2 protein-coding genes are annotated in these 2,015 nt (G+C 62.3%); both read left to right on the forward strand.

The window, feature by feature from the left end; translation table 11 throughout:
• Nucleotides 1–757 (forward strand): MFS transporter (locus E3O56_RS20435; protein WP_348984344.1); only part of this gene is annotated, 757 nt, incomplete at its 5' end.
• 62 nt (nt 758–819) lie between these two features.
• Complete coding sequence (locus tag E3O56_RS20440) at nt 820–1,935, forward strand: efflux RND transporter periplasmic adaptor subunit (protein WP_103735330.1); 1,116 nt, start codon at nt 820–822, stop codon at nt 1,933–1,935.
• The last annotated feature ends 80 nt before the right edge of the window (nt 1,936–2,015 follow it).

Below are 2,015 nucleotides of genomic sequence, written 5' to 3' on the forward strand. Positions count from 1 at the left end.
AGTGCTCAGCGGCGTGGCACTGCAACTGAACCTGTACCCGGCCAGCCTGCCCTTCTGGTCGATCATGGCCCTGGTCGCTGTCGCCGCCCTCGGCGTACTGGCGCTCTGGCCCCGCCACGCCCTCCAGGCCCACACCGCCGCTCACACTGCACAAGCGTCGTTACGTGAAGGCCTGCGGGGTATTGGTCGGCCCTTCCACTTGTGCGCGTGGTCGGTGTTTTTCAGCTGGTCGTTCACGGCCTGCGTCTTCGTGATTGGCCCCGGCGCTGCCGAACAGCAACTGGGCTTGAGTGACCGTGGGATGTTTGGCTACAGCATGGCGGTGTACCTGTTGATCGCCGGGGCCAGCCAGCTGTATTGCAAACGCCTGGATGCAGCGCGTGCATTGCGTTCTGGATTGCTCGCCCAGTGTGCCGCCTTCCTGCTCCTGCTGACGGCCTTCTCGGTCCATTCGCTGACGCTCGCGGCGCTGGCCCTGGTAATCGGCGGCTACGCTTATGGCGCCATTTTTGTCGGCAGTGCGCGGCTGATCAATCAGCTGGCTCCCGCCAACTGCCACGCCAAGTTGGTGGCGTATTTCTATATGACCATCTACCTGTTCAACGCTGTGCCCATTCCACTTGGGCTGCTGGTGGACGCGATGGGGCTTGCCCCCAGCGTGCTCGCCGCCTTGGTCTTTTTTCTGGGGCTCGGTGCCGTGCTGGCGATTCTCGCTGCACGGGTCCGACTCCCTCATGCGCATCAACAGTCCAGTTGAGCGCTCGTCACCGTTGAGCCATCAGGGCTCTTAATTTTTTGCCTTACGTCAGTACCGGAATCATGCATAAAAAACTTAAAGTGTGCGTCACGATTGCTGCGGTGCTCGCCATTGGCGGCGCCGTCGGCTTGTACCGGCAGTCCACCTCTGCGCAACCTACCCAAACGACGGCCGGAACGGCTGCGCCGGCCATCCAGGTAGCCGTCGCCACCGCCACGCAAGCCGATATGCCTAACACGTTGGCGGGTATCGGTGAACTGGAAGCCACCCACCAAGTCATGGTCACCGCCGAAAGCGGTGGCCTGGTACGTGCCATTGCATTCCAACCCGGCGAGCGGGTGAAAGCCGGGCAAACTCTGGTGCGACTCAACGATGCGCCGGAGCAAGGCGAACTGGCCAGGCTTCAGGCCCAGGCCGCCAACGCCAAGGCCAAGTTGCAACGAACCCAACGCTTGCTGCCCCAACAGGCGGCGACGCAAGAGGAACTGGATCAGGTGCAGTCCGCCTACTCCCAGGCGCTGGCCGATATCGTGCGGATCAAGGCGCTGATCGATCAGAAACGCATCAAGGCCCCTTTCACCGGCGTGCTGGGTGTACGCAAGGTCAACCTGGGCCAGTTCGTGCAGGCCGGAGATGCCATGGTGTCGCTGACCGACGCACAGACGCTGTACGCCAACATCACCCTGCCCGAACGTGCCCTGGCACAGCTCAAAACGGGCCAGGAGATGAGCGTCAGCGTAGACGCGTACCCCCAGCGCTTGTTCAAGGGCCACGTCAGTACCCTCGAACCACGTATCGACCCCGGCACCCGCACGGTGCTGGTCCAGGCCACGGTTCCGAATCCGGACAACCTGCTGTCACCCGGCATGTACGCCAATGGCGAAGTCCATCTGCCAGCCAAAAAAGACGTGATCAGCGTGCCTGAAACAGCCGTGAGCTACAGCGCCTACGGTGACTTTGTCTACGTCGTCGAGGGCGCTGATACCCAACTGACCAACACGGTACGCCAAGTCTACGTGAAGACCGGCGAACGCTCGGATGGCCGGGTCGTGCTGCTTGACGGCGTAAAGGCCGGTGATCGCGTGGTCACCTCCGGCCAGTTGCGCTTGAGCAGCGGCGCCCTGGTACGCATCGCGCTCAAGGACACCGTCGGGCTCGATCAGGCTGCAAGCCGCTGATACACCAAGGATCTGAAAAATGAAATTCACCGACTTGTTCGTGCGGCGCCCGGTGTTGGCGCTGGTGGTCAGCACCCTGA

This window comes from Pseudomonas sp. W2Aug9, from assembly GCF_023127755.1.
GTDB classification, from domain to species: domain Bacteria; phylum Pseudomonadota; class Gammaproteobacteria; order Pseudomonadales; family Pseudomonadaceae; genus Aquipseudomonas; species Aquipseudomonas synxantha_A.

Bases quoted from the DNA above. Each gene is read 5' to 3' on its own strand.
- E3O56_RS20440 (WP_103735330.1), top strand. From the start codon at position 820: ATGCATAAAAAACTTAAAGTGTGCGTCACGATTGCTGCGGTGCTCGCC.